The organism is Rhodococcus erythropolis NBRC 15567, from assembly GCF_001552595.1.
Taxonomy (GTDB): domain Bacteria; phylum Actinomycetota; class Actinomycetes; order Mycobacteriales; family Mycobacteriaceae; genus Rhodococcus_F; species Rhodococcus_F erythropolis.
In genome coordinates, this window is sequence record NZ_BCRM01000018.1 from 36500 (window position 1) to 58926 (window position 22427).

General features: G+C 62.9%; 21 protein-coding genes. 8 read left to right on the forward strand and 13 right to left on the reverse strand.

The features are described 5' to 3' along the window. Window positions 1-14: 14 nt before the first annotated feature. Entirely contained in the window at window positions 15-1286 is a 1272-nt protein-coding gene (locus tag RE4_RS21035) for an ROK family transcriptional regulator (protein WP_020906761.1), read from the reverse strand. Window positions 1287-1628: 342 nt separating this feature from the next. On the opposite strand from RE4_RS21035, the gene RE4_RS21040 reads away from it, so the two are divergent. The 3 genes from RE4_RS21040 to RE4_RS21050 are packed head-to-tail and all read left to right on the forward strand — an operon-like array spanning window position 1629 to window position 5707. Further along, window positions 1629-2624, forward strand: coding sequence for a TauD/TfdA dioxygenase family protein (locus tag RE4_RS21040; protein ID WP_060939283.1), 996 nt, complete (start codon window positions 1629-1631; stop codon window positions 2622-2624). Continuing rightward, window positions 2621-4942 carry an arylsulfatase gene (locus tag RE4_RS21045; protein WP_060939284.1) on the forward strand — a complete coding sequence of 774 codons (2322 nt, stop codon included), beginning with the start codon at window positions 2621-2623 and terminating at the stop codon, window positions 4940-4942. The genes RE4_RS21040 and RE4_RS21045 overlap by 4 nt, the downstream gene beginning before the upstream one ends. 15 nt (window positions 4943-4957) lie before the next feature. Beyond that, complete coding sequence (locus RE4_RS21050; protein WP_003942076.1) at window positions 4958-5707, forward strand: SDR family NAD(P)-dependent oxidoreductase; 750 nt, start codon at window positions 4958-4960, stop codon at window positions 5705-5707. A 19-nt stretch (window positions 5708-5726) separates the two neighbouring features. Here RE4_RS21050 and RE4_RS21055 read toward each other — a convergent pair whose 3' ends face one another. The 4 genes from RE4_RS21055 to RE4_RS21070 form a co-directional block, all read right to left on the reverse strand. Next, window positions 5727-6488 carry an ESX secretion-associated protein EspG gene (locus tag RE4_RS21055; RefSeq protein ID WP_029254829.1) on the reverse strand — a complete coding sequence of 254 codons (762 nt, stop codon included), beginning with the start codon at window positions 6486-6488 and terminating at the stop codon, window positions 5727-5729. Next, complete coding sequence (locus RE4_RS31775) at window positions 6485-8020, reverse strand: hypothetical protein (RefSeq protein ID WP_060939285.1); 1536 nt, start codon at window positions 8018-8020, stop codon at window positions 6485-6487. Before RE4_RS31775 ends, RE4_RS21055 begins: the two co-directional genes overlap by 4 nt. Window positions 8021-8147: 127 nt before the next feature. Then, window positions 8148-9344, reverse strand: coding sequence for a L,D-transpeptidase (locus tag RE4_RS21065; protein ID WP_029254827.1), 1197 nt, complete (start codon window positions 9342-9344; stop codon window positions 8148-8150). A gap of 32 nt (window positions 9345-9376) precedes the next feature. After that, window positions 9377-10420: a UDP-N-acetylmuramate dehydrogenase gene (locus RE4_RS21070; protein ID WP_020906754.1), complete on the reverse strand. Its 1044-nt coding sequence runs from the start codon at window positions 10418-10420 to the stop codon at window positions 9377-9379. Between the two features lie 74 nt (window positions 10421-10494). Between RE4_RS21070 and RE4_RS21075 the strand changes: the two genes are divergently transcribed. From RE4_RS21075 to RE4_RS21085, 3 genes are all read left to right on the forward strand, one after another. After that, a complete protein-coding gene (locus RE4_RS21075; protein ID WP_019744408.1) occupies window positions 10495-10992 on the forward strand; it encodes a DUF2505 domain-containing protein in 498 nt (165 codons plus the stop codon). Between the two features lie 76 nt (window positions 10993-11068). Further along, window positions 11069-11569 carry a DUF2505 domain-containing protein gene (locus RE4_RS21080; protein ID WP_019744409.1) on the forward strand — a complete coding sequence of 167 codons (501 nt, stop codon included), beginning with the start codon at window positions 11069-11071 and terminating at the stop codon, window positions 11567-11569. 7 nt (window positions 11570-11576) lie between these two features. Then, window positions 11577-12365, forward strand: coding sequence for a hypothetical protein (locus RE4_RS21085; RefSeq protein WP_019744410.1), 789 nt, complete (start codon window positions 11577-11579; stop codon window positions 12363-12365). 70 nt (window positions 12366-12435) lie between these two features. Here RE4_RS21085 and RE4_RS21090 read toward each other — a convergent pair whose 3' ends face one another. From RE4_RS21090 to RE4_RS21100, 3 genes are all read right to left on the reverse strand, one after another. Continuing rightward, complete coding sequence (locus tag RE4_RS21090; RefSeq protein WP_060939286.1) at window positions 12436-14478, reverse strand: Ig-like domain-containing protein; 2043 nt, start codon at window positions 14476-14478, stop codon at window positions 12436-12438. An 81-nt stretch (window positions 14479-14559) separates the two neighbouring features. Continuing rightward, a complete protein-coding gene (locus tag RE4_RS21095; RefSeq protein ID WP_060939317.1) occupies window positions 14560-15990 on the reverse strand; it encodes an Ig-like domain-containing protein in 1431 nt (476 codons plus the stop codon). A 311-nt stretch (window positions 15991-16301) separates the two neighbouring features. Then, window positions 16302-16880, reverse strand: coding sequence for a type IV toxin-antitoxin system AbiEi family antitoxin domain-containing protein (locus RE4_RS21100; RefSeq protein ID WP_019744413.1), 579 nt, complete (start codon window positions 16878-16880; stop codon window positions 16302-16304). Window positions 16881-17007: 127 nt separating this feature from the next. Here RE4_RS21100 and RE4_RS21105 point away from each other — a divergent pair, with 127 nt between their 5' ends. Next, window positions 17008-17778, forward strand: a complete 771-nt coding sequence (locus tag RE4_RS21105; RefSeq protein ID WP_029254824.1) for an LmeA family phospholipid-binding protein — start codon at window positions 17008-17010, stop codon at window positions 17776-17778. On the opposite strand, the gene deoC is transcribed toward RE4_RS21105, so the two are convergent. Then, window positions 17775-18440, reverse strand: a complete 666-nt coding sequence (gene deoC, locus RE4_RS21110; RefSeq protein ID WP_024488037.1) for a deoxyribose-phosphate aldolase — start codon at window positions 18438-18440, stop codon at window positions 17775-17777. The two genes, RE4_RS21105 and deoC, sit on opposite strands and share 4 nt — an antisense overlap. Before the next feature lie 64 nt (window positions 18441-18504). Between deoC and purU the strand changes: the two genes are divergently transcribed. Beyond that, window positions 18505-19392, forward strand: a complete 888-nt coding sequence (gene purU / locus RE4_RS21115) for a formyltetrahydrofolate deformylase (protein ID WP_003941509.1) — start codon at window positions 18505-18507, stop codon at window positions 19390-19392. A 12-nt stretch (window positions 19393-19404) separates the two neighbouring features. Here the strand turns inward: purU and RE4_RS21120 are convergent, their stop codons facing one another. The 4 genes from RE4_RS21120 to RE4_RS21135 all read right to left on the reverse strand — a co-directional run bounded on the left by RE4_RS21120 (window position 19405) and on the right by RE4_RS21135 (window position 22324). Continuing rightward, window positions 19405-20436 (reverse strand): alpha/beta fold hydrolase, encoded by a 1032-nt coding sequence (locus tag RE4_RS21120; protein WP_021333908.1) that lies wholly within the window; start codon window positions 20434-20436, stop codon window positions 19405-19407. A 168-nt stretch (window positions 20437-20604) separates the two neighbouring features. Further along, window positions 20605-20901, reverse strand: a complete 297-nt coding sequence (locus RE4_RS21125; RefSeq protein ID WP_003941505.1) for a DUF2516 family protein — start codon at window positions 20899-20901, stop codon at window positions 20605-20607. Between the two features lie 96 nt (window positions 20902-20997). Next, complete coding sequence (locus tag RE4_RS21130; protein WP_019744417.1) at window positions 20998-21825, reverse strand: heparin-binding hemagglutinin; 828 nt, start codon at window positions 21823-21825, stop codon at window positions 20998-21000. Then, entirely contained in the window at window positions 21818-22324 is a 507-nt protein-coding gene (locus tag RE4_RS21135; protein ID WP_019744418.1) for a helix-turn-helix domain-containing protein, read from the reverse strand. The genes RE4_RS21130 and RE4_RS21135 overlap by 8 nt, the downstream gene beginning before the upstream one ends. Window positions 22325-22427: the final 103 nt, after the last annotated feature.

Below are 22427 nucleotides of genomic sequence, written 5' to 3' on the forward strand. Positions count from 1 at the left end.
TACCCTCTTCGCAGTCAGACGGCCGACGCGCGACGCATGGCCGCAGCGGGATCAGCAAACAGTGAACTCAGTGACACGACCGTGGAAGCGTATTCCTGGACCCGATTACCGAAACCGGTAATTCGAATGTCCTTACGCTCCAACGAGGATGCCGTCGAGAAAGCCTCGGCGACATGGGGCACTCCGGCGGGATAGTCGGTGAATGCCTGACCACCCAGAATCACACGATCCGGGTTGAACAGGTCACGCAGCATTGCCACCGTCCGGCCGAGGACGCGTGCTCGATCAACCAGAAGTTCGTGTGCCGGAATGGAACCCGACGACGCAGCCCGGTAGACGTCCGCGATCGTGACACGCTCACTGCCCTGGATCACTGCGCCCGAAGACAAAGCCTGCGCGACTACGGCGCGGTCACTGATCGTTGCTTCAAGGCAACCCACGGCGCCGCAGGTGCACCGTGCGGACGAACCCGTCGGAAGGTGCGCGATCGAACCGGGTCCGCTGGACGGCGTGTGTACTCGACCTTCGAAAGTGATTGCGATACCGGCAGTTTCACGGGCGTAGAAGTACAGCCCGGTAGTACCCGGCGTCGGGGCTTCGGCACGGTCGGTGCTGAGCAGTAGTTCCGACGCAGCCATCGCCTCGACGTGGGCGGCGACTGAGACGGGGAGATCCAAGCCGGCTCCGATGATGGATCCGACTTTGGCGCCCTTCCACCCCAGGCGCGGGTGATCGACTACTCCGGTCGCCGAATCGACGCGACCGCCGATGGCCACGCCGACGGCGAGTGGACGACGCTTGTGCCACCGTGAGGCAAACGATTTGGCCGAGCGCGCAATGGTGGCAAGCGCGACAGCAGAATTGGTGGCGGGAGTCGGAATCTCGACGGCGCCGAGCACCTTGCCACGAATGTCGCTGGCGATGATGCTGGTGACGACGGCACCGATATGAATGCCCACGGTCAAGTACGGCTCGTGGTTGACCTCGAACGGAACCCGCGGACGCCCGATGGCGCCGGAGGCTGTCAAGTCTGCGCGTTCGCGCAGGATCCCGAGGTCCAGCAGGCTCGTGACCTGCCGGTTCACGGTGGCAATACTCAGTCCGGACGCTTTCGCCGCGGTATCGCGAGAGAGCGGCCCGCGGGATCGAGCAATGCGCAACACCGTCGCGGACGGTCCGTCGGCAATGCGCAGTTCGGGCACGACGATCTGGGTACGGGTCCGCGTTCCCGAGAGCGCGGTTCGCGATCGGATGTTCGGAATGGCGGAGATGGTGGGTGTCGACATGGCTGTCCCTTGCAGAAGGAGGAGAAGGCGCATATCTCTGTCGACCGCGAAATCAGCTTTTGCGCTGGTCAAGCGAAGAGAAAGACAGGAAAGGCGCAGAAATTAGCTGCAGAAAGAACGGCGGCGACAACACAGCTCTCGCGCCAAGGGCAGACGCGAACCAAGCGCAGCGGTCACATAGGTGACCCGCAAAGCGGCAGGCTGGTCGGTCGACATGGCTCCAAAAGTAGCAGCTTCACCGAGATTCACAAATCAGGTGCGGTAACGATCACACTGACCACAACCCTGTCGAGGCGGATTCTCGCGTGTTTGGGTGGGTGCACTCCCCACGAAAGGTGCACCATGTCTACAGCTTTCGCCAAGCCGACCCTCACGGACGCGGCATCAACGAACGGGGCGGCTGCCGGCGCCGCTCGCGGCACTGTCACCCCCCTCGGCGCGCATATCGGCGCCCGAATCGACGGAATCACTCTCGGCGAGCACCTCGATCCGGCGACGATCTCACTCATCCGACAGGCGCTTCTCGAACACAAGGTGATCTTCTTCCGCGGACAGAACCACCTCGACAACGATTCGCAGTACGAGTTCGCCCAGCTGTTGGGCACCCCGACCACTGCCCACCCCACGGTGAAGTCGCACGGCGCAAAAGTTCTGCCCATCGATTCGGACCTGGGCAAGGCCAACAGTTGGCACACCGACGTCACCTTCGTCGATCGCATCCCCAAGGCTTCGATCCTGCGCGCGGTGCAGCTACCCGAATACGGCGGTTCCACGACGTGGGCGTCAGGGGTAGCCGCGTACAACGGACTGCCGGATCCACTCAAGGCGCTCGCGGAGAACCTCTGGGCTCGCCACACGAACGTCTACGATTACGCGGCCACCAGCGCCGAGCGTCTCACCGAAGATCGCACGTCCGCCTACCGCGAGGAGTTCCAGTCAACGTATTTCGAGACGGAGCACCCCGTGGTGCGTGTCCACCCCGAAACCGGAGAACGCACGCTCGTCCTCGGACATTTTGTCAAGAACTTCGTCGGGTTGAGCACCGAACAGTCGAACGGTGTGTTCAAGCTCTTGCAGGATCACGCCATCAAGCTCGAGTACACGACGCGCTGGAACTGGGAAGCGGGTGACGTCGCGATCTGGGACAACCGGGCCACCCAGCATTACGCGATCGCAGACTACGACAACCAGTACCGGCGTCTGGAGCGCATCACACTTGCCGGCGACATCCCGGTCAACATCCATGGGGAACGAAGCCGCAGTATCGCCGGCGACGCTTCCGAGTATTCGGTTATCGAAGGTGCAGTTGCGGCAGAAGGTGCCTCGAACAACTCATGACTCACGCAGATTCCGCCCTTCCGCCGCACGCGCGCGGTTACGAAGGCTTCGAGGGTCGAATCGGCCGAACCGCAGCCGATTCGACCCCGGCGTGGCCCACAGCCACGACCCCGGCTCTCGGATCACCCAACATCGTCGTGGTTCTGATCGACGACATGGGATACAGCGACATCGGACCGTTCGGCTCCGAGATCGAGACTCCCACCCTCGACCGCCTTGCCTCGCAGGGCATTCGAATGACCAACTATCACACGACGCCCCTCTGCTCGCCGTCGCGCGCCGCGCTTCTCACCGGCCTCAATCCGCACCGCGCCGGGTACGGATTTGTCGCCAACGCCGATCCGGGATACCCCGGACTGCGTCTGGAATTGGCCGACGACGTCCAGACACTCCCCGAAATCCTCCGCGGCGCGGGCTATGCGACCTATGCGGTGGGCAAGTGGCATCTCGTGCGCGACGCAAACCTCGCCCCGGGACGAAGTCGTGACTCCTGGCCGACACAGCGTGGATTCGATCGCTACTACGGCTCACTCGAAGGACTCAACTCCTTCTACTACCCCAATCAACTGATCTCCGACAATTCTGTGGTCGACGTCGACGAGTATCCCGAGGGCTACTACCTCACCGACGATCTGACCGACAAGGCTGTCGGGTACATCAAGGACCTTCGCGCCCACGATCAGGACAAGCCGTTCTTTCTCTACTTCGCACACGTCGCCATGCACGGACCCTTACAGGCCAAACCCGCCGATCAGGCGAAATACCGCGGTCGCTACGACGAGGGCTGGGATCGAATCCGCGAGTCGCGGTTCGCCTCTCAGCTACTGCAGGGACTCTTTCCGGAGGGGACACGACAGGCACCGCGTAACTCCGAACCCGGGTTCGACGTGCCCGAATGGGATTCGCTCACGCCGGAGGTGCAGTCTCGGTTCGCCCGCTACATGGAGGTGTACGCGGCGATGGTCGACTCGATCGATCAGAGCGTCGGACGCATCGTCGACACCCTGGACGAACTGGGCGAACTCGACAACACGATCATCGTCTTCACCTCGGACAACGGCGGCACCGCCGAGGGCGGTTCGGACGGGACTCGAAGCTACTTCGCGCAGTTCGCACATATTCAGGATCCGGACTGGGTGGGCGATGTCCCACACGACGAATCCCTCATCGGCGGACCTGAATTGGGCGTGCACTATCCACGTGGATGGGGGCAGACGTCCAACACCCCCTTCCGGTTCTACAAAGGGCAATCCTTTGCCGGTGGGATCCGTGTTCCCTTCCTCCTGTCCTGGCCCGCGGGATTGAAACCCGAAGCGGGCGACAACGGGATCCGCGACCAGTTCGCGTATGTCACCGACCTGACGCCGACGCTTCTCGAACTGGCCGGAATCGAAACCCCCACCGTGCGAAACGGGCTGCCTGTCAAGGAGTTCGACGGCGCGTCGAGCGCGCCGGTTCTGCGTTCACCCACCGCTCCGAGTACCCACACCGAGCAGTACACCGAGGTGACCGGAATCCGCGGCTACTACAAGGACGGATGGAAACTGCTGGCGCTCGCTCCAGCTGACATCGACAAACCGCACTGGCAATTGTTCGACGTCCGAGCCGACCCGACCGAGCTCGACGACCTCGCATCACGGTTTCCCGACAAGGTTCGCGAACTCGCCGAGGCCTGGGACCACTCGGCGTGGGCGAACACCGTGTTTCCTCTACTGGGCAATACCGTCGGCGCGGTTCGCCGTCCGGAGGAGGAGGCACTCTCACGCCCGGTGCGACTACTTGCGGGAACGCCCCCACTGGAGCGCTACCGCTCATCCAAACTGATCGGGTTCCGTGACTTCGACATCACGATCGAACTCGACGGTTACCGCGAAGGCGACGCCGGCGTCCTTGTCGCCCATGGGGATCCACAAGGTGGATATCTTCTCTACGTCGAGGACGGCAACCTGCATCTCGGATACAACGCCTTCGGTTCCTACTCCGTGGTCGATGCGGGGCCATTGCCGGTCGTCACCAGGCAAATCGACGTGTCCGTGGCGGTGTTACCGCGGTTGCGTTGGGATCTCCACGTCAGCGTCGACGGCATTCACGCGGGCCAACTGCTCGGGCAAGTACAACTGGTCGGGATGGCGCCGTGGACCGGCATCTCGGTCGGGGTCGACGCCAGAGGACCTGTGTCGTGGGAAGTACGACGACGCCACGGACCATTCCGGTACAGCGGCGCGCTGCGCGCCGTCACCTACACCCCTGGCCCGGTCAAGGTACCGCGTCGTCACATCGAATCCATCGAACGGGAGGCAGAGTATGCCGCCGACTAGCCCTACGATTGCATCATGACCATTTCTTCCGATGCCCGCATCGCCGTAGTCACCGGAGCCAGCTCCGGAATCGGTGAGGCCACCGCCCGCACCCTGGCAGCTCAGGGATTCCACGTCGTGATCGGTGCTCGCCGCGTCGATCGTCTCGAGAAGATCGCCGAGGAGATCGGTGGTACCGCTCTCGAACTCGACGTCACCGACGAGGATTCCGTCGACGCGTTCGCGGCCGTGGTCCCCCGTGTCGACGTGTTGGTCAACAACGCGGGTGGTGCAAAGGGTCTGGCAACAGTCCTGGACGCCGATCTGGACGACTGGCGGTGGATGTGGGAGACCAATGTCCTGGGCACGTTGCGTGTGACGAAGGCACTGCTGCCCAAGCTGATCGATTCGGGTGACGGTCTGGTCGTGACCATCACCTCGGTGGCCGCGCTGGAGGCATACGACAACGGCTCGGGCTACACCACCGCCAAACACGCTCAAGCCGTCCTTCATCGGACATTGCGCGGTGAACTGTTGGGTAAGCCCGTTCGACTGACCGAAATCGCGCCGGGAGCCGTCGAGACGGAGTTCTCACTCGTCCGGTTCGAGGGCGATCAGGACAAGGCCGACAAGGTGTACGAGGGAATCACACCGTTGGTAGCGCAGGACATCGCCGAGATCATCGGGTTTGTCGCGTCCCGGCCGTCACACGTGAACCTCGATCAGATCATCGTCAAGCCGCGGGATCAGGCAAGCCCCGGTCGGTTCCATCGCACCACCAGCTAGTTCGAATCGCACCGAACAGCTAGAGCCTCGGGCGAATCGACTGACGGAGGACGGAGTCGAGATTGCGTGCAATCTCGGCCTCCGTCACTTCCGCGGAAGCGCCGCGGGCACTCACGGTTTCACCCGCGGTGATGATGTACCGACCGTCGCCGGCATAGTCGTACCAGTGGAATGTTATTCCGTCGTCTGTCGGCCTGCTGTCGACGGCTCCTCCCGGGTATGCGGTGACTTCACCGATCGAGGTCCGCTCTCGGCCGAAGAATCTGCTCACTTCCTCGCTCCCGCGCGCACCGGCTGCGCTGCTCAGAAAGCTCTGCCTCCCGGCAGTTTTCGGCCTTTCGATGTTCAGGCCACGCTCCGATCCAGCGGGGCAGGTCGGCAGGTGATCGACGAGCATCCGCGGAATTGCCGATGGGCGTGCCACGGTGAAAACCACGTCGGAGCCACAGTCGACAGTCCTGCCGGGCAGTTGAGTCAGGAGCACACCCAGGTCGCCGGCAACAACACCGTGCAATCGCGTCACCGTACTCATCTTCTGCCCATGGAAACCGGAAACCTCCACACGAGCATCAGGATTCGCAAGAGCACCGAGAACGTGATGCAGCCGATCGTCGAGCACGGCAGACAGGTGCGCTCCCGCTCGACGTCGCGCCGCTGTCAACTCGATCATGGTGTCGGCCGCCGGACGAAACCGCAGCGGGTACGGGAGTCGGTCACGTCCGACCGCTTCCCAGAGAATCTGGAATTCGAGGCCGGTGAACTGCCATTGCATGGTGGTCATTCGCCCAGTACCGCCGGGGAGACCATGGGTAGGTCGCCGATCAGGGCGTTACCGTTCTCGACGGTGACGAGGTAGCCGGGGGTGTCGTGAACGTTGTCTTCGTCTTGCCCTTGCCCTCGTCCCGGTGCCATGCCGCCGACGCCACCCATCGCGCCCCGACCGCTCTGCGCGCCCGTCGCCGAAGTACCGCCAGTTCCGTTGACTCCCCCACGTCCGCCACCGGCGAGGCCACCGCCGCCGCCAGGGCCGCCAGGTCCGAGGGCTCCACCTGGCCCGAAGCCGCCGGTACCGATTCCACCGGCAGAACCTCCACCCGAACCGCTACCCACCAGGCCTGACGGCACGCCGGAACCGAGCTGAGCACCATTCGGAGTTGCACGGGCAAGGCCATCCGGCGCTGCACCGGCGGACAGTGGACCGGCATGTGCCGCGGTGGTCCCGGCCGGGCCGGAATCGTTTGCGGACCGGGCGGCGTCGGCACCGGAATTCCCTTGGGTGTCAACACCACTACGGTTGTCACCATTTCCGGAATTGGGGCCTAAAGGGTTCTGACCGGAACCGTCTCCGGCCGGATTTGCACCGCCGGAGTTTCCACCGTCCACTCCTCCACCAACTCCGCCACCCGACGCCGATGGCGCGCCGAGCCCGTTCCCCGTTCCCGAGGCCATACCTCCGCCGGAACCACCACCACCGAATGCGCCGCCACTTCCAGCCCCGCCACTTCCAGCCCCGCCACTGCCGGTGACCGGATTGAAAGCGGCCGGGAGGATCGGCACCTGGTCGTCCGCACGCTTCATGTACGGCAGATACACGTCCTTCATCACCTGGCGCGCTTGACGTTCGGCTTCTTCCGCTTCGTATTGGGCCTGCTTCCACGTAGCCCCGGGAACCAGGCTGAGAAACCTCTCGACCGTCGAGGCGCCGTCGGGTGCCGGAATCGAGCGTTTGGCCTCGTCGAGTGCGATCTTCGCCTCCTCGATCTTGTTCGAGATCAGATCGACCCGCACCTTCAGCTCACCCGCAACAGCCGAGTAGGCCAGCACTGCTTCCAACGCAGCCGAGCCGCCGCGCCCCTGCCAGCCTTCGGTGATTGCACCGTTCACATCGTTCTGGAACTTCCCGATGCCAGATTCCACCCGGCCGGCAATTGCCTTCCAGGCCTCACCGATTGCACTCAGGGTTGCCGGATTCATCTCGTTGACGTGGTTGAAGATTTCGGAGTGCGACATCGCATCGAAAGGATCGTCGTCCACGATTGCATGTTCGCTGTACTCGAGCGATGACGTCTGGGCGGTGAGGGCATCGCGCTCACCCCAGGCTCGTGCGCGCTCTGCATCGGCGTCGGCGGTCGCAACAGCCATCTCGTCGTCGAACGCGCCGCGGTCGTCGGTTACGGATTGCACCAGAGCAGATGTAGCGACTGCGCTCGCGATGGGAGCGCCGACAACTGGCAACGCCGCCACGCCGGACGGGACGGCATGCGTCGCTTCGGAGATCCTGCCAAGCACATCTTCCAGAAATGGAATGCCCACCGCTGCCCCCTGACGTCGAAATCCCCGTCAGACTCCCCCGAGCCGACAGCGCTTACCTGTATTGACGCAAGCAACGCCCGGATGGTTCCGCTCGTCGACGGATTTCTCGGTTCACAGCAGTAGAGACTTACGCCAGTGCAGACATCGACTTCCAGGTCGGCAAATCGATCGCCCAGTCGTAGATGTCGCCGTCCGCAGGCGACAGGTCGATCGACGTGCCGGTCACCTCGACGGGGTCACCGTAGAGGGCGGTTCCGAAGTATTCCTGCGCGTCGGATGTCGACAGGTTGATGCAACCGTTCGTGACGTTCGACGAGCCCTGTACCCCGGTGGTCTCAGGATTGGCGTGGATGAATTCGCCGTTGTTGGAGATGCGCACCGCCCAACGCTCACGCACGTTCTCGTAGAACGGCGGATTGGACATCATGAAGTCTTCGTACTTCTCCGTCACCATGTGAATGCCACTGCGCGTGACGTTTCGAGGTTCGTTTCCCTCGCCGTAGCTGACGGGAATGTCCATGATCGTCTGACCGTCTCGCACCACCTGCATGCGGTGGCTCGGCGCGTTCGCCTTCACGATCTGGCTACGACCGATCGTGAAGTCGAGCGTGAGATCCTGGTCGCCGTACGCGCCACCGCCGTAGTTCAAGCCGTAGAGCTTGGCGTCCAGATGGACAGTTGTGCCCGGCACCCAGTAATCGGCCGGTCGCCAATGGGCCCGTGATCCGCCGTTGTCGTCGGCCAGCCATGCCCACGATCCGGCGGTGGGCGGCACGGTGGTCACGACAAGCGCCTTCTCGACGGCCGCCTTGTCTACGACGGAGTTGTCGAACTGCAACGTGATCGGTGCCGCGATACCAACTTCCTGGCCGTCGGCGATGTTGAGGGTGGCGCCGGTGGTCGACTCCGGGGCGACCGTCGTAAAGCTCCCCTGCACTGGCACAGATTTGCCGTCGGTTCCGGTTGCCGAGCCCGACCACGAATACGTGGTGCCGTAGCCGAGTGCCTCACTGACGGTGAACGTCGTCTTGTCAGGCGAGAGTTGTCCGGCGACGGCCTTACCGGCCGCGTTGCTGAGATTGACGTCGGCCAGTGTTCCCTGGGTCACCGCAACCGAGACGGGCGCGACCGGGCTGACGTCTTTGGTACCGGGTGCCGGCGTCGACACCACGGTCGCAACAGGTGCTGGTTCGGCGGCCGCCGCACCGCCCTGTCCGTCCTTGCCACCGATCGTGCAGCCGACAGCGGCCACCATCACAGCGAGCAATACAGCTACCAACGCAACAAGACGCGAACGACTTCTCCGACCACCCAGCTCATGCACTTCAACAGGCTACCTGCGGGCTCCGTCAGGAATCAGATGGTGAAGCCCACAGTTACCGGTTCCGGTTCCAGGTGGACGCCGAACGCGGCTTCGACGCCGTCGCGAACCGTCCGCGCGAGCGAGACCACATCCGCGCTCGTTGCCGACCCTCTGTTGGTCAACGCCAAGGTGTGTTTCGTCGACAGCCTGGCCGGTGCATCTTCACCGGGATAACCCTTGGAGAATCCGGCCCGTTCGATCAACCATCCGGCCGAGAGCTTGGTTCCACCACTGCCCGGGAACTGCGGCACGGTGACGTCTCCGAGCTGTTCGGTTATTGCTCCGAGCACAGCGGGCAGCTTGTCGTCCGGCACCACGGGGTTGGTGAAGAAGGAACCCGCGCTCCACGTGTCGTGGTCGTACGGATCGAGCACCATCGCCTTGCCTGTCCGCAATCCCAGAACCGCCTCGCGGACCTGCGACGCAGGCAACCGCTCGCCTTCCTCGGCCCCGAGTGCGGTGAACAGTTCGCGGTACGCGAGCGGGGCGCTCAATCCGTCGGTCGACGCATCGAATTCGACGGCGAGAACCACTGCTGCATCGGAATGCTTGAGAACACTCGACCGGTAGCCCAACTCGAGTTTCGACGGTTCGACCCACGACACTTCGCCGCTGCGTCGGTCGAGCAATTGAACCTGCCGGAGCCGCGAGCCCACCTCGACGCCGTACGCGCCGACGTTCTGAACCGGCGTCGCACCGGTCGAGCCCGGAATCCCGGACAGGCATTCGAGGCCGCCCAGTTCCGCGGCGACGGATTGGCCGACTACTTCGTCCCACACTGCGCCCGCTTCGGCGATGACGCGGTCCGTGTCGAGGCTCACGGTGGTGTTGGCCACACGAACGACAACTCCGTCGAATCCCGCGTCCGAGATCACGAGATTCGATCCGCCGGCGAGAATCAGCGTCGGGATCTGCTCGCGATCGAGCAGCGTCACGACGTCGATCAACGACTGCGTCGTCGGGCATTCGGCGAGCAGCCGCGCCGGTCCCCCGATTCGGAGCGTCGTCAATCCCGACAAGTCAACGTTCTCGGACACGAAAGCGCCTGATTCCACGACGCGTCTGCCAATGGTTACGTCCCACACATCGATAAACGGTAGCCTCCACAATCGTGAGCCGTCGCATCGAGCATTCGTCGAAGTACACAGTCCCCGCCGAGAAGGTCCATGAGGCGGTGACCTCCGAGCAGTACTGGCGCGACCGAATCGTCGCTGTCGGCGGTCCCGGCGCGGCGATCGAAGAGCTGACCGTTCGCGACGAGACCGTCGCGGTCACGATGTCGCAGATCATCGCCGCCGAGCATCTCCCGAGCATGGTGTCGAAGGTCGTCAACGGCGACATCGTCATCAAGCGCAGTGAGACGATGGCTCCTTTCAAGGACGGCAAGGCCACTGGCACCTTCTCCGCCCACGTCGACGGTGTTCCCGCCCGTATCGAGGGCACGCAGGTCCTGACTGGCGACGAGAACTCCGCCACTCTCGAGATCGAGGGTGAGGTCGAGGTCAAGATCCCGTTCCTCGGCGGAAAGATCGAAAGCGCGATCGTCGACGAGGTTGTCCGGCTCATCCAGGCCGAACAGGACTTCACCCGGGAGTGGATCGCGAAGTAAAAACCTGCGGGCGGCGATAGTTGTGGATACGGCCAATTTGGCTTGTCACAGCGCGTAACAGGTATTCTTTCCGATCATGGCTCGCCGCATCGACTACTCCGCCCGCTATCAGCACTCCCCCGAGCAGGTCTACGCGGCACTGGCGGACCGCTCGTACTGGGAGGCCCGCGTCGAGGAGATGCGCAAGCATTCCGAGAACCATGTGGAACATTTCGAGGTCACCGATTCCGGAATCGATCTCGTGCTGCACCACATTCTCCCGCGCACCGATTTGCCGGACATTGCTCAGACGGTGATGAAGAAGGATCTGGTCATCACGCGCAAGGAGTCGTACGGCGCCTTCGGCGACACCGTGACCGGAACGTACGAAGCGTCCATCCCGGCCGGGCCGGGGAATCTGTCCGGCACCATGGAGTTGTTCGCGACCGATACCGGGTCCACGCTGCGAACCACGTCCGAGGCGAAGGTCTTCATACCGTTCATCGGCGCGAAGTTGGAACAGCTCATGCTCATCAACCTCGTCGATCTGTTCCGCACCGAAGCCCAGGTCACCGCGACCTGGCTCGCCGCACGCTGAAGCCGACGTGAAGAAGGCTCCACCCCCGAAGATCGAGGGGGTCATCACCCGTGGCACGACGGGGATCAACAGACTGCGACGAAGTGACCGGTGGATCGTCCACAACCGCACTATCGCTCGCGCCCTGAACAATGCGGCCGATCCGTTGATCGTCGACCTCGGGTACGGGGCGAGGCCGGACACCACCTTCGAGATGGCAAGCCGCCTCACCGCTGTCCGGCGGGATCGACGCGTCATCGGGCTCGAGATCGACCCCGCTCGCGTGGTCGAGAGTCGTGACGGTGTCAGCTTCGCCCGTGGCGGATTCGAACTGGCCGGTCTCACACCCGTTTTCGTACGCGCCTTCAACGTCCTCCGGCAGTATCCGGAAGACGCCGTGGACTCTGCGTGGGCGCACATTCAGTCCGGCCTCGCCCCCGGCGGACTGCTACTCGACGGAACCTGCGACGAGCTCGGAAGGCGTTGCGCCTGGGTGCTTCTCGACGCCGATCGTCCATTGACCCTGACACTGGCCTGGGACCCCTTCGACATCGAGCGTCCTTCCGACATCGCGGAACGTCTCCCGAAGGCTCTCATTCACCGCAACGTTCCAGGTGAGCCGATCCACGCGCTGCTCAGCGCGGCCGATCGAGCCTGGGCCACCGCTGCGCCACACGCCTCGTTCGGACCTCGGCACCGCTGGGCTGCCGCATTGGAAATTCTTCGGGCGCAAGGAATTCCCGTGCAACCCGCGCGACGACGTCTTCGCGACTGCATCCTGACGGTGCCATGGCATGTCGTAGCGCCGAACCCCTGAACTCGCAGACGGGAAACGCCTCGCCGCGGAGGAGGTCTCCGCGGCGAGGCGTCTGTGTGCAGGCGTCGAGCTAGGACCCGAAGATGTTTTCCAGGCTTCCCAGCGAACCTGTCGAACTGCCGCCGTTGCCGGGATCGCCGCCGTCGGACTCTGCCGTGACCTTGACGGTGACTGCGGCCTGGGTCTCGGAACCGAGATAGCCGTCGGTTCCGCTGAACACCGCGGTGATTCGGCGATCTCCGAGTTCGGTGAAGGTGTGCGAGAGCGTGGCCTTACCGTTCACCACCGCAACCGGTCCACCGATCGGGGTGGTTCCGTCCATGAACTGAACCGTTCCTGCGCTGAGCGTAGGTGCCACTGCCGCAACGAGATCAACCTTCGCGCCCTTGACCGCTGACGCCGGAGCGCTCACGGTGATGGACGTTTCCTGATCCTCCGCGGCCGGAGCCGTGACCGAAACCGAGTGAGCGGCCGAGGTAGAGGTGAGGAATCCTGTTGCACCCGAGTAGACGGCCGTGATGTCGTGAGTACCGACGCTCGCGAACTCGTGCATGATCGACGCCTTGCCCTCGACGACCGGCACCGGCGAGCCGAGATTGCCCGAGCCGTCCTTGAACTGCACTGTGCCGCCCACCGGCGTCGGCGTGACAGTTACGGACAGACCAACTGCCGTACCGGTTTTTGCATCCGCCGGAACGGTCAAGACCGTCTCGGTCTGCTGGTCGGTGGGAGCCGGCGCCTTGACGTTCACCGTCTGGGTGTTGGACGTCGAACCCAGGTAGTTGCCCGAACCCGAGAATACTGCGGTGATGCTGTACTCGCCCGCCACGTTGAAGGTCGGCATGGTTGTCGCCTTACCCGTGGCGTCCACTGGAACCGAGGGGCCCAGATCCCTGCCACCTTCCTTGAACTGCACGGTGCCACCTGCAACACCGGTCGAGACAGAGGCAGTGAACGACAATGCCTCACCGGTCGACGCCGTCGACGGGCCGACGAGGGTGGTCGTTGTGTTCTCCTCGACCACCACCGGAGCGACTGTCAGCGCATGGGGCGCCGACGTCGAAGTCTGGTAGACACCGGAACCGGAGTACACCGCCACGATCGAATGCGCGCCTTCTGCATAGGAATTCGTCAGCGACGCCTTGCCGTTGGCATCGACGGTAACGGCGCCGCCGAGGTCGGTTGCACCGTCTTTGAACTGCACCGTGCCACCCGCCGGAGTAGGCGACACCGTAGCCTCGACGGTCACGGACTCACCTGCAACTGCACTTGCGGGACCGGTAAGCGTGGTGGCGGTGCTCTTGTCCGCTTCGGACACGACGACGTCGACAGCTGACGACGTTGAGGTCGCCACCTTTGCATTTCCGAGGTACTTGGCCGTCACGCTGTGTGTTCGGACGTCAGCCGGTGTCCAGGCAAGTGTTGCAACACCATTGGCAAGAGCGCCCGCACCGATCTTGGCGACACCGTCGAAGAACTCCACCGAATCACCGTCAGCACCACCGGTCACCGTCGCGCTCAGCGGAACAGGTTGTCCCAACTTCACGCCACTGGCCGGTGACAGCGTCGTCGTCGAAATGTTCTTCGACACCGTCACCGCCGGGCCCTTGTTCTGGAAATCGGAACTCGTCACTGACGCGTTGTAATGCACCGAAGTATCCAACGGCACCTCACGCGCACAATCCGCGCCCACCGTGTACTTGAACTCGAAAGTCTTCGAGTCGTTGTTGTACAGCGGCCACTCTGTCAGTGACCCCTTCACACGAACAAAATCAGCACCCTTGGACTCGACACTCCGCGTCGAACCATTCACCTTCGCCGAACCCTCGACGTACGTCAGACATGTCGGATGAACATCCTTGATCGCATACAGGTAATCCACGACGATGTTCTTCCGCTTGAACACAGTCTTCACGGTGATCGTCTCGCCCTCGGACGGAGTCACATTGCTGATCGTCCGCGTGTATTCGTAGTTGTTCGCATTCCACGTCAACGAACCCGGTGTCTCCGGCGCAGCTCCCGCAACCCCGAGACCCGTAACCGCCGCGAAACCCGCAGCAACAGCAAACACACTCAAACCTGCAACTGCACGACGTGCAGAACCTACAGACATAGATTTTCCTTCTCGAGAAGTGAGGGATATGGGTGATGCCCCACCACCTGAAGCGGGCGGGGCATCACCGGGTATCGATTGCTAGGAGCCGAAGATGTTGCCGAGGCTGCCGAGCGAACCGGTGCCGTTGCCTGGTTCTTCACCGTCGACCGGTGCGGCGATCTGGACGGAGACCTGATCGGAGGATGCCGTCACCGTGCCGGCGCCCGAGTACTCGGCCGAGACAATTCGCTGTCCCTGAGTTGCGGGCTTCCACGAAAGGCTGGCCTTTCCGGATGAATCGACCGTAGCCGTGCCGATGACGGTCTCACCGTCCTTGAAGGTGACTGTGCCACCGGCATTTGCAGGACTGATCTGAGCGGAGATCGTCTGTGCAACGCCGACCTGCCCCGCTACTACGCTGAGATCTGTTGTGGAGCTTGTTGTTCCGGCGGGCTGTTCGGCGACTGTCACATTCGCGGTGGTACTCGACCCGGTGACGCCGGATCTGCCGGCGAACACAGCCTCGACGTTCTGCGCACCGGCAACCGTCGGAACCCAGGCGTAGGTCGCTTCACCGTTGCCTGCCACCGGCACCGAAGCGAGCACCGTTCCGCCGACCTTGAACGTGACCGTTCCACCGGTGCCCGACGCGGACACAGTCGCTTTGAGAGTGGTCGACTTGCCGACCTGCGCGCCCGAGATCGGCGCCAGCGTCGTACTGGACTGAGCATCGGCCTGCGAAACGTTCACGATCAGCGCTGCCGAAGCGGAACCGACGGCACGCGCCGTGTCGGCGAACTTCGCTGTGATCGAGTGGTCTCCACGGGTGGTCGGTGTCCAGGCAAGTGTTGCAACACCATTGGCGAGCGCGCCCGCACCGATCTTGGAACCTGCGTCGAAGAACTCCACCGAATCACCGTCGGCACCACCGGTCACCGTCGCACTCAACGTCACCGGCTGCCCCACCTGAGCGCCACTGACCGGTGACACGGCCGTCGTCGAGACGTTCTTCTGAACATTGATCGACGGGCCACGACCATTCGTCGTGTCGTCAACGAACACCGTCCCGTCGAAATGCACCGTCGTCGACAAATTGGTACCACGAGCACAATCCGCGCCGACGCGATACTGGAATTCGAACGTCTTGACGTCACCGCCCCACATCGGCCACTCCGTAGCACCCGCACTCAACCGAACAGAATCAGTAGCCACTTCGTTGACACGGAACGCACTACCGTTCACCGTCGCCGAACCATCGACATACGTCATACACGCCGGATGAAAATCGCGCACCGCATACAGATTGTGAACCCCAGCAGTTCGCTTGAACACCGTCTTCGACGTGATCACATCACCCTCGGACGGCGTGCCGTTACTGATCGTCCGAGTCACCTTGTACCCATCGGAATTGAACTCAGCCGTCACCGGAGCCGCACCAGCAACCCCGACACCCGCAACCACCGCGAAACCCGCAGCAACAGCAAACGCACTCAAACCACCGACAACACGACGAACACCACTCACGGACATCCACATCCCTCTCGCACACGGGAGCAGACAGCCGTCCAGGACAAGCGTCCGTCTGCTTTTGATGCCGTGACGTTATCCCATTGACTGTAAAGTAACTACGCTTTTCGCCGAATTAGTTCATCGCCGACATCACCAAGCTGCAGCGATCATGGGTCGAAAGTCCCGAAGTACTGGTCCAGATATCGCTCCACCTGCACTGAAGTCAGAATATTCGCCCCGAAGTAGCGCATTTCAAATCTCTGATATTGGTGTCATATTCGATTTCGAACGTGATGCCAGAAGGTCGCAGAAGCATAGAAAATCAATCTCGACTACAGGCTTGCGGCGAGCGCCAACTCCACTCGGACGGCAACGTCGATGCTCGCGTTTTCACACGAGAGATACAACTCGTGCGCGTCCAGTCGACCTATCGCTACCGCATCGGCGACTACTTCGTTGAGCAGGACTTGAGAAATTCCACCGGAAGCGAGGTCGTGCACGGTACGCAGAGGCGTGGTGATGCGGATGGGCCCGATCTGTTCGCACTCGTCGTCCGCGAGCGGCAGTCGGTGCAGGGCGACTTGGCGGGTCGGCGCCGCGAGTGGGTGCGCTGTCGAGAGATGAATGAAGCGAGGTTGCAGGTGCCCGAGGCCATACAGATCTGCGGCGCTGTAATGCGAGACGGTGGCGCTACCGGCGAACCACGTGCACCACTTCGCAAATTCGTCCAAGGCAGTATGTCTGACGCGTTCGAGGCGAAAGAGTCCGCGGCACTCACATGTCCATGTTCCGGATTCCGTCATCTCCTCCATCGACGCCAGACCGAAACCCAGTTCGGACGCTTGGAGAGCCGTGACAAATCCACACTGTCGCAGCGCAAGCAGCTCGAGTGATTCGTAGTCCGAAGCCATGACCACCTCCGGTGACCGTCGAAAACGCCGTTTCGAACAGACTACGGGCGACTGTGTCGCGCATCACAGGAATGAGGAAGTGCGTATTCACAGAGTTCGTTCAGACTCGTCGGGAAGAATCTGGCGAATGACTGTCGCAGCGAACAACCCTCGTCCGCGCAACCGAGTGCTCGTCATCCTTCTCGTGGTGATCGCCGTGCTCGTGGCGGCACTCGTCGGTGGAGAACTGTACGTACGCAACCAGGTGAAGACCTGCATGGCCGATCAGTTCCAGAGCGAACTGGGATCCCAGGTCGACGTCGGGTTGAGCTGGAAGCCCGTACTCCTGCAGGCAGTCGACAAGAAGGTGCCGTACATCAGCATCGACAGTGACGACTCTTCGTTCGGCCCCGCAACGGGCATGCAGGTTCACGCGAAGGTGAACGACATCAACTTGCAGCCCTCGGCGGGTAACAGCGGCACCATCGGCAGCTCCAGCGCCGACGTCACCTGGTCTACCGCAGGCATTCTCGCCACCTTGCAGGAGCAGACCTTCGGTGGCCTCGTCTCCGGCGTCACCGCCGACTCGAGCGCCGGAACACTCGCGTTCGACGTCGGACCGGTCGGGCTCGCGAAGCTCACGGTCAAGCCCACCGTCACCAACGGTGTGGTCGACGTTCAGACCGTCGGCGCCGAGATTCTCGGATTAGGTCTGCCGACAGACCTGGTCGACGGCATCGTCCAGACACTCACCGACAGCCTGCAGACGTACCCGCTGGACATGAAGCCCACCAAGCTGACCGTCACCGACGACGCAATCCAGATCTCACTGGAGGGCGGCGCTTACGCCATGCCCGTCGCCGACGCGAACAACCAGAACGCCTCGGCGGTGCCGGACAGCTGCGGCCTGCTGACCTAGTCGGTCAGACCGTCCAATACTGCTCGGGTTCCGGACAATCCGAGACGGGTGGCGCCGGCCGCAATCATGTCGAGTGCTGCCTGCGTCGTACGTATTCCGCCACTGGCCTTGACTCCCACGCCTGGGCCGACCGTCCGTGCCATCAGTTCGACGGCCTCGACCGTCGCCCCACCCGCGGGATGGAATCCGGTGGAGGTCTTGACGAAATTCGCCCCGGCGCGCACGGCCGCGCGGCAGCATTCGACGATGGCCTCGTCGGACAGAGCAGCGGTTTCGAGGATCACTTTGAGGATCGCACTCTCCCCCATCGCCTCACGGACGGTGAGGATGTCTGCGAGCACAGCGCTGTAGTCGCCCGCGACCGCCGCCCCCACGTCGATGACCATGTCGATCTCGGCTGCGCCCTGATCGACGGCCAGTCGCGCCTCGGCACCCTTGACCAGTGAATGATGCTTCCCCGACGGGAATCCGACGACGGCCGCCGTCACCAGTCCGTCGGCGCGAATCGGCAACATCGACGGCGAGACGCAGACGGCCAGCACACCGAGGCTGCGTGCCTCGTCGATCAGGGCGGTCACATCGGCCGCGGTGGCTTCGGGTTTGAGGAGAGTGTGGTCCACCATCGCGGCAACCTGGGAACGAGTGAGTGCAGCTTCAGACATGATGGAAAGCTTGGCACACCACCACGCGACCGTCGCCGCAGCCGCACCTGAGAGACTAGGCCGCATGACCGCTGCACCTTCGATCGACGATCGTCGCTATGTTCTTTCCCTCGGCTGCCCCGACACCACGGGCATCGTCGCACGCATCTCGACCTTTCTCACCGACGTCGGTGGATGGATCGTGGAGGCCGCATACCACGCCGATGCCGACACCGGATGGTTCTTCACGCGTCAGGCGGTCCGTGCGTCGTCTGTGAGCATGAGCATCGACGAGCTTCGTGAACGGTTCAAAGCTGTTGCGGCCGAGATCGGTCCGGAAACCGAGTGGACTCTTCACGACTCCGGCGCACCCAAGAAGATCGTGCTGCTCGTGAGCAAGGAAGGCCACTGCTTGCATGACCTCCTGGGCCGCGCCGCGGGCGGAGAACTTCCGGCAGAGATCAGCGCCGTCATCGGAAATCACGAGGACCTGCGCAGTGTCACCGAGCGCCACGGGATCGACTTCCACCACGTTCCGTTCGCCAAGGACCCGGCCGAACGGGGACCGTCCTTCGAGAAGGTCCGCGCCCTGGTCGACGCCCACAACCCCGACGCCGTGGTTCTTGCACGCTTCATGCAGGTGCTTCCCGAATCACTGTGCGAGCACTGGGCCGGCCGCGCGATCAACATCCACCACAGCTTCTTGCCGTCGTTCATCGGTGCCCGCCCCTATCACCAGGCGTTCGCCCGCGGCGTGAAGTTGATCGGCGCCACCTGCCACTACGTGACCGCCGAACTCGATGCCGGTCCGATCATCGAGCAGGACGTGATCCGCGTTGACCACGCCGACGATGTCGCCGACATGGTCCGCCAGGGTCGAGACATCGAAAAGCTCGTGCTCTCACGCGGACTGCGCTGGCACCTCGAGGATCGTGTTCTGGTCCACGGGCGCAAGACGGTCGTCTTCAGCTAGAGCTGCGTTGCGCTAGAGATTGCGCAGTCGCACGATTTCCTTGTCGAACTCGTCGATGTTCTCGATCGACGACATGTGACCGACGCCCGGCAACACGATCAACCGTTCGAGGTTGCCGGCGTCGTCGAGGACCTGCGCAAGCTTGCGCGCATGGACCGGTGGAGTGAGCCGATCGAGCGAACCGACGAGCACGGTGGTCGGCACTTCGAGATTGTCGAGTCCCTCGTGAATGTCGAGGGTGCTCAGCGCTGCTCCCCAACCGCCACGAATACGCGGCTTGCACTCACGAACGATGTTCTCGCAGAACTGAATCTCGGCCTTGGTCGCGTTCGGTGACATCGAGACGTACTGGATCGCCTTCGTCATGGCGCCCGAGGAGACAAACGGAACGGGCGAACTGAGGATGGCGCGGCCCACGGGGACCGGCACCCGAGGAAAGCGATTGGGCAGTGGGATGACCGTGGTCTCGGCGATCAACCTTTCACTCGCGGTGCTCGCGAGCATGACCGCCGACGCGTACTTCTTGACCTCGTCGGGGTGACGACCAGCCCAGGCGATGATGCTCATCCCGCCCATGCTGTGACCGACGATGACCGCCTTCTTGTCCTCGCGAACCGTGGCTGCCAGCACGGCAGAAAGGTCGTCGGCGAGGACGTCCGGGCCGAGCGGAAGATTACCGACGGTGCTGCGTCCGTGACCGCGCTGGTCGTAGGTGATGACGCGATATTCACCGGCAAGCGCATTGACCTGCGGGTACCAGAATTCGGTTGAGCACGTCCAGCCGTGACTGAGAACGATCGGATCGCCGTCGACGGGACCGTAAGCCCGGACATTGATGATCGCACCGTCGTCGGTGGTCAGTTCACTGATATCAGCTTTGAGCGTCGGAGTCTTCAGGAGTGCGTTGGGCTCGACGTCGCTCGAAAGAGTCAACCCGCGCGTGGATCGCCGATGACGGATCCCAGCGACTGCCGCAACGAGTGCTCCCACCCCGACGGCGCCTGCCAGTACTCGAAGCTCTGTGGTGCGCGAACGACTGGACATGCATTTACCCCTGACTGCTGCTGACGACAGACGGATGCAATCTATGTGTGACTGCCGTTAACCGACACTATCACTCGAACAACGCGCGTTGTCAGCGTTGGAGCGAAGAGTGGGGCAACACACGGTGACCTGGAACCGCGTCACCGGATGAGCAGAAACCGCGGCCCACTACCAGCGGGAACCGCCATGCTGGATGTCGTCCACGCGCGGTCGAACGTCGACGAGATATACACACACTGCAACAACCGCGATGATGCCCAGGAGACCGACTGGGGATGTCGCCAGCAGGATCAACGCCGCAACGATCAGAATTCCGAGCCAGATCGGCTTGGTCAATTTGTTGACCGCGGTAAAGGCGTCCGGACGCTGCCTGACGGCATGAACGATCGCGTAGACAGCACCCACCAACGCGAGCACTTTCAGTGCGAGAAAGATCAGACCGACTAGCCCATCGACTTGAGTCACAACTACATCCTAAGTTCTCATCCGGTTCCCGACGAACACGAAGGCTCCCACACTCGGCTGAGCGCGGGAGCCTTCGTCAGGTGGAGCTGGGCAAAATCAGGCCTTCTTGGCCGGAGCAGCCTTCTTGGCCGGAGCCGGCGCGGTGGCCTTGGCCGGAGCAGCCTTGGCCGGTGCAGCCTTGGCCGGAGCAGCCTTCTTGGCGGCGGTGGTTGCGCGCTCCTGGACGTCGGACGCAGCAGCGGTCACGCGAGCGGCAGCTTCCTTGGAAGCCTCGTCTGCCTGGTCACCGAGGTCGAGGACCTTCAGTGCAGCCTCGTCGCCTGCATCGGCGATCTTCTCGCCGGCGTCAGCGATCTTCTCGCCGACCTCTTCTGCGGTGTCGGAGATGCGTCCGGCGGCGCGGCCGGCCAGCTTGGCAGCCTGCTCGCCCACGGCGCGCGTCTGACGAGCAACGGTTCCGAGTGCATCTTCGGTCAGCTCGACGGCGTCGCCGAGTGCCGACTCTGCAGCAGCGATGCCCTCTTCGACTGCGGGCTGCTTGCGGATGCGCTCGACTGCGTCTTCGCCACGCTCTGCGAGGGAGTTGTACAGATCGCCGGCAACCTTGAGGTATGCCTCGGCGACCTTGCGGAGTTCCTCGGGTGCGAACTTCTCTCGCAGCTCGGCGAGCTCTTCGGGCAGCTCGGACGGCAGGCCGGCGAGACGCTCGCGCAGTGCCTCGACGCTCTCGGCAACGTCACCCTGAACGGAAGCAAGCTTCTCGCGGGCACCGTCGACACGGCCGTTGACGTCACCCTGGGTGTTCTCGGCGCGCTCACGAACCTGAGCGACTACATCGGCCACGGCCTGGACAACCAGGTCGCCTGCGCCGACAGCGGCGTAGAGCGAGGTCTTGACGCTGTCGATGGCGTTCTTGTCAGTCATCTTGTTCTCCTAGTGAAGTCTCGGTGTCTGGAATTGCGGCCGATTCAGCGAAATCGGGCGCTGCGGCTGGTCTGGACGACTCGTTCTCGCGACAGAACGAGTCGTAGATTTCGAGCAGTACTTGCTTCTGCCGTTCGTTGATGGCCGTCTCGGCCAACACCGCGTCCCTGATGGGACTGTGCGGGCGTTGTTCGAGATATCCCGCTTGGACGTACAGGACTTCTGATGAGACCCGAAGACCCTTGGCAATTTGCGCCAGTACGTCTGCCGACGGTTTGCGCAATCCGCGTTCGATCTGACTCAGATACGGATTGCTGACGCCGGCGAGTTGAGCAAGTTGGCGCATCGAAACTTGGGCGGCTTCCCGCTGTGCACGAATGAACCCCCCGATGTCGTGTGCCGCAGAGCTGACGACGCGAGCTGCCAAGTCGCTTGCTCCGGCTGCGGCACCGGATAATTCACGATCTCCGTCATCGGAGTTCGTCGACTTCGCTGGCATTGCGTCCTCCCTTTCCAGTGGACATTTCCCAGGATAGGAGAGGGTGCTAACTATTGCAAGCACTACTGCTAGCACTCGTGGTGGACGTCACATACCGGACAGC